Here is a 645-nt window from a genome sequence, read left to right as displayed (position 1 = left end):
CAATGTAAGGGAATAGTTGTTTATTGCAAAAATATTGAAGGTTTTGCTTTTAATGAATTATTCGCTAGTCATCTTTCAGGTTCATTTTTATTGACAAAGCCTGACGATTTCTTTGATGAAAAGGAATCTGAAATTATATTCTTAAAACTGCAAGGTCAAATGTCGAAGAGTATTGCTAGGCGACTTGTTAGCTCACCCCTCGATGTGGAAAATATGTTGCAAGAGTTATATTATAAGGCTGGCGTGAAGCATTTTGATGATTTTTCGGAGTTTTGTAATAAAAGAAATTATCATCGTTATCTACCAAGGCGGTTTATTGAAAGTTAGTCCATAATCTTTTAGATGATTCAGTGACTGAGGTATGTGGTCATATGCTTTATTGTGGTTCTTGATATCGCCAGATGATGATTTCATTGTTTTTTTGATTTTATTATAAGTAATTTATATAAGCGATTTGTATTTTTATATAAAACAAATGGAGGCACTTATGAATGGCGATGTTCACAATGATAATTATCTTCCTAGAGTTTTTACAAATTTTTTAGATCAACTTCCTGATCCATATTTTATCAAGGATTTACATTCTAGTTATATATATGCTAATTTGCCTACGGCAAAGCTGGCTGGTGTGAGATCGCCAAATGA

General features: G+C 32.1%; 1 protein-coding gene. It reads left to right on the top strand.

The window, feature by feature from the left end:
- The coding region (locus tag J5069_RS23805; RefSeq protein WP_413542281.1) for a helix-turn-helix transcriptional regulator at positions 1–327 on the top strand (327 nt) is incomplete at its 5' end.
- Positions 328–645: the final 318 nt, after the last annotated feature.

It is taken from the genome of Candidatus Symbiopectobacterium sp. NZEC127 (assembly GCF_025962675.1).
GTDB lineage: Bacteria > Pseudomonadota > Gammaproteobacteria > Enterobacterales > Enterobacteriaceae > Symbiopectobacterium.
Note: the sequence above shows the minus strand (reverse complement) of the source record. Positions and strands in the feature narration are given on the sequence as shown.